The sequence below is a fragment of the Aerococcus sp. L_32 genome (assembly GCF_050689315.1).
Genome location: NZ_JBOEQF010000170.1, coordinates 1 through 4,537, shown reverse-complemented (window position 1 = coordinate 4,537; position 4,537 = coordinate 1). Strand labels below are relative to the sequence as shown.

The 4,537-nt window shown below is 46.7% G+C and carries 3 protein-coding genes; all 3 read right to left on the bottom strand.

Features of this window, described 5'->3' with window-relative positions:
* Positions 1–47 precede the first annotated feature (47 nt).
* Genes ACRCJ0_RS09700 through ACRCJ0_RS09690 form a run of 3 tightly spaced genes read right to left on the bottom strand, consistent with a single transcriptional unit; the run spans position 48 to position 4,313 of the window.
* Entirely contained in the window at positions 48–1,553 is a 1,506-nt protein-coding gene (locus tag ACRCJ0_RS09700; RefSeq protein ID WP_417893808.1) for a glycoside hydrolase family 1 protein, read from the bottom strand.
* Between the two features lie 41 nt (positions 1,554–1,594).
* Complete coding sequence (locus tag ACRCJ0_RS09695) at positions 1,595–3,460, bottom strand: PTS beta-glucoside transporter subunit IIBCA (RefSeq protein WP_431390308.1); 1,866 nt, start codon at positions 3,458–3,460, stop codon at positions 1,595–1,597.
* On the bottom strand, positions 3,450–4,313 hold the full coding sequence (locus ACRCJ0_RS09690; RefSeq protein WP_431390307.1) for a PRD domain-containing protein: 864 nt from the start codon (positions 4,311–4,313) through the stop codon (positions 3,450–3,452). Before ACRCJ0_RS09690 ends, ACRCJ0_RS09695 begins: the two co-directional genes overlap by 11 nt.
* Positions 4,314–4,537 lie beyond the last annotated feature (224 nt).

The window sequence follows — 4,537 nt, the reverse complement described above, 5'->3', positions numbered from 1 at the left end:
CCTTATTTGATAGTAGATTTAAAACTTTGCAACAGAACCGAAACGCCCTATTCAGAAACCGCTGGAACCGGGGTGGCCAGAAATTCAACGGGAATTTGATGGCCATAACTCAGTAGTTGCTGATACCAGTAGTAGCTGTCTTTACGGTAACGGCTATAAGTCCCGTTACCCGCATCGTCTAAGTCGACGTAGATGAGCCCGTACCGTTTGGACATTTGGTTGGACGATGCCGAGATCATATCGGTGGTGCCCCACATGCAGTAGCCCATTAGCTCGATGCCGTCCTCGGCCATGGAGATCAATAGCTGCTGAATGTGTTGGCGTAAATAGTCGATCCGGTACTGGTCGTGAACGTGATGGTCCGCCGTTAAAGTGTCCGTGGCCCCCAACCCATTTTCGACGATGAAGAGTGGTTTCTGGTACCGGTCGTACAAGTCGATCAGGGATATCCGTAACCCAACGGGGTCGATCTGCCAGCCCCATTCACTTTCTGGAAGGTAGCGGTTGTAAACCCCGGCCGTCCGGTTCGCCTTGGTCACTTTGAGACCAGTTAGATCGGCTGCCGTGCAGATCGACGAGTAGTAACTAAACGCAACGAAGTCTGCCGTGTTTTGTTGTAACAACGCGCGGTCTTCGGCGGAAATCGTTAACGGGATCCCCTTCCGCTTAAGTGTCGTCAGTAAGTACTGGGGGTAGCGCCCCCGAACCTGAATATCACTAAAGGCGTAGACGTCACGCATCGTTTCAGTCGCGGCCAGGACGTTTTGTGGATCACTATTATACGGATAAACCATGGTTCGTGTAATCATGGACCCCACTTGCAAATCCGCGTAACGTTGGTGACAGTATTGAACGACTTTGGCGGCGGCTAAGAATTGGTGGTGCATTGCTTGATAAATCACTGCTTCAAAGTTCTGGCCCTGAAATCGATCGGCAACTAGCCCGGCAGATGAAAATGGGTGGCGAATAATGCTATCGATCTCGTTGATTGGAATCCAGTACTTCACATAATCGTGCAAGTAATCGATCACCGTTTGGGCAAACTTGTTAAAGTAGCCGATGACTTGTGGATCGAACCAGGCGTCGTAGTTTAAGACGAGGTTTAGGGGCATTTCATAATGAGACAACGTCACGATCGGCGTAATGTTGTACTTTTTAAGTTCTTGGACGACCGCTAAGTAGTAGTCAAGACCGGCTTGATTTGGCTGGGCGTCATCCCCGTTGGGAAAAATTCGGGCCCAACTGATTGAGAAGCGGTACGTATTGATTCCCGTCGCGGCTAACATCCGAATATCTTCGCGGAACCGGTGGTAAAAATCAACGCCGTGGCGTTTGGCCCAGCCCTTTGTTGATTGATCGGCAACGGCTAATTGGATCTCACGGCTACTCATATCGTTAACGGCTTTGTAATCCTTAGCATCAATTTCCGGTCGATAACGCAAACAATCGGCGATCGAGCGGCCCTTTCCGTCAAGATTCCAGCCCCCTTCCACTTGGTTGGCCGCCGTTGCGACCCCCCACATGAATTGACTGGGTGTTTGATATGTTTTCATGATTGTCTCCTTTATTTGATATGTTTTCATGATTGTCTCCTTTACGCGAGCATTAAAATTTCGTTATCAACAGTGACTTGTTGATCATCTTCAGGAATTGGTAACACTTCTAAGAAGTCCTTGGTATTTAACACGATCACCATCACGGTCGGATCATAACCAGCAGAGCGGATACCATCAAGGTCGAATTGTAATAGGTCCTGCCCGGCTGTGAACCGTTGGCCCTTTTGAACTAACGTTTTAAAGTATTGGCCTTTCAGTTCCACCGTGTCGATGCCAACGTGGATTAACAGATCGGCGTGGTTATCTAAATGGATCCCAATGGCGTGACTGGTTTCAAATACGGCGGAAACGAGACCGTCCGTTGGAGCTACGACGCGTCCTTCACTGGGGACGACGGCGATGCCGTTACCCATGACGCCGCTTGAAAAAGTTTCATCGTTGACTTCGTTTAACATGCGAACTTCACCGGCGACCGGGCTATTGATGGCGTGTTTTTCGGTCATTTTTTGGTTCGCAACGGCCGTTTGTTGATTCACCGTTTCCTGGCTAACGGGATCGTCAAAGCCAATCAACCAAGTAGCGATGAAGGTGGCGATGGTTGAAATCAAGATCGTAATAACGGCAAGCATCACGTAATTTTCACTCTTAGAGATCCACATTGGCAAACTAAGTAAGCCCGGCGTTACGTAAATAAACGCCTTCATTTTCATGATACCAGCAAATAATCCGGCAACGGCGCCACCGATCATTGCGCCGTACATTGGCTTTTTAAGTTTTAAGTTGACCCCGAACATTGCTGGTTCGGTAATCCCACCAAGGTAGGCCGTCACACTTGATGAAAGTGCTAGGGCCCGGAGTTCTTTATTCTTAGTTTTTAACCCAACGGCTAATGAAGCGGCCGCTTGGGACATGTTTGAACATAACGCAACGACCCGAATAATTGGATCAAACCCCTGCGTTGCGACTAATTGAATACTGATGGGGCTGAGTGCCTTGTGGATCCCGATTGAAACTAACCACGGGTAAGCGGCAGCTAACAATGGAATTGCAATAAATCCGACGTGTTGGTGCAGGAACATGCTGACACTGGCAATACCCATGGAGATCAAGTTGGCGATCGGTCCCAGAACGATAAAGGTCAACGGTGCCGTGATCAGCATGATAAGCATTGGTTCTGCGAAGACTTTGATCATCCCTGGCGTGATCCGCTTAACAAATTTTTCAATATATGACATGATCCAAACGGCTAAGATCGCCGTGATCAAGGTTGACGAATAAGAGACCAGCTGAACTGGAATCCCGATAAAACTAACGGGTTTGGCAGCCGCAACTAAGGCCGTCCAGTTCGGATTAACCGTAACCAAGCCCATGAAGGCTCCTAAGTATTGGTTAGTTTTAAAAATTTTGGCGGCGGAAAACCCGATAAACGCGGGCATGAAGAAGTAGCCGGTATCAAAAATCAAATTCAGCATTTGATACGTTTGGCTCTTGTCGGAGAGTACCCCGGTAAGCGTTAAGATAAGAAGGAGCACCTTCCCCATCCCGGCACCAGCTAAGAGCGGAATTGCAGGGGCGATCGAACCGGTAATGGTCCCGATCACTTTATCAAATAATTTGCGATTGTCTTTCCCCGAATCGGCGGTCGTGGCCTGGTTATCTAAGTCGAGCATATCAGCGAGCTCGTTATAGACATCTTCAACGTTATTGCCGATCACTAATTGGTATTGACCAGCTTTTTTGACGAGTTGTAGGATTCCTGGAATATTTTTGACGGCATCATCGTCCGCCTTGCTTTCATCATTCAAAACAAAGCGTAAGCGGGTCGCACAGTGCACGACCGATTTGACGTTGCCCGGTCCCCCGACGCCCTTAATAATGGATTGATTCATTGCTTCATACTTCATCATGTTGTCTCCCCGTATTTTCGGTGATCCGTGCAATGTGAATCGTCATGTAGAGTAGGTCCTCATTGCTAAGATCATAGTTATAAGTTTGGTGAATAAACGTTTTAATCTTTAACGCGCATTCGTACGCGGCGACCTTTTTACCTTTAATAATTGCAAGCATGTCGTTACTGAGGTCACCAATGGATTGTTTTTCATTGTTGTACATCATGTATTGCCAGAAAAATTTTAAGTGCGTGACAAACCGGTTATAATCGAGTGATTCCCGATCAATATCTATTGCCAGTTGGTACGTGACGATGCTGGTGAGTTTCTTAATAAAGTTGACGACAGCTTGAAAGTCATCTAACCGGTTCCCGAGTTCCCCGCTAATAATATGAGTTGCAATGAACCCCGCCTCGTCTTCTGGTAGTGGTACCCCGCACTGTTGTTCGATCAGCTGTAATGCCCAGAGACCAATCGAAAATTCTTTGGGATAAAAGCTGCGAATCTCCCAAATAAATTGGTTGGTTAAAAATAAGTGTTCCTTGGCTCGGTCAACAGCGGACGCAATGTGGTCCGTTAAGGCGATGTAGACGCTGTTGGTCAGGTCAATCTGATCATCTGCTTGGGCCTTATCAACGATGCGTTTGGCAATTTGGAAAAACTGGATTGGGATATCGTTGATCATATCTAAAATTAGTTTTCGGTCCCCACAGCTAACCGGAGCAAACGTTTTATAAATCTTACTTTCATCAACCTCCTCATTGACGTGTTTACCGTAAGCCACGGCCTTGCCAATAACGATAAGTTCTTGGTGATCATCAGTGTGCGTGATAAATGCATTATTGTTCAGGATCTTTTTGATTTTCATCACATCACTCCCCCTTAAATGACGTTTTTTTAATAAAAAAAGCCCACTTAGCCCCTCGACTAAGTGGGTTTTGTGTAGCGCTGAAACTTTGCTATAACAATCCCAATGAATTATTCGTTATTAATTTATGTGTTAATGTTAGCGCTTTTATTTACGGATGTCAATCACCTTTTAAGCCTATTCATGATAGCAATGGTCGACTTCCCTGGTTTAACGGGCCTGAT

Bases quoted from the DNA above. Each gene is read 5' to 3' on its own strand.
- ACRCJ0_RS09700 (WP_417893808.1), bottom strand. From the start codon at position 1,553: ATGAAAACATATCAAACACCCAGTCAATTCATGTGGGGGGTCGCAACG.
- ACRCJ0_RS09690 (WP_431390307.1), bottom strand. From the start codon at position 4,313: ATGAAAATCAAAAAGATCCTGAACAATAATGCATTTATCACGCACACT.
- ACRCJ0_RS09695 (WP_431390308.1), bottom strand. From the start codon at position 3,460: ATGAAGTATGAAGCAATGAATCAATCCATTATTAAGGGCGTCGGGGGA.